At 64.7% G+C, this 221-nt stretch carries 1 protein-coding gene; it reads right to left on the bottom strand.

Annotated features, from left to right (window positions below):
• On the bottom strand, nt 1-169 hold a 169-nt coding region (locus AC0L3D_RS37150; protein ID WP_473647594.1), incomplete at its 3' end, for an SDR family NAD(P)-dependent oxidoreductase.
• Nucleotides 170-221 lie beyond the last annotated feature (52 nt).

The raw sequence follows: 221 nt of genomic DNA, 5'->3' as shown, positions 1-221 counted from the left end.
AGGCGACGAAGGGCACGATGCTGGCGTTGTTGACCAAGATATCGATGCCACCGGTCAGTGCCTGGATCTCGGCGAACAGCGCCTTGACGGATGCCGGATCGGAAATGTCGGCGGCGATCGCCTTCGCTTTTTCGCCGATAGCCGCCCCCCCCCCGTAGGCGCCGTCCACAATTATTTAGCTGGCGATGACGGGCGCGCCATCGACCGCCAACCGCGCGGCG

The organism is Mesorhizobium sp. WSM4837 (genome assembly GCF_055811435.1).
Note: the sequence above shows the minus strand (reverse complement) of the source record. Positions and strands in the feature narration are given on the sequence as shown.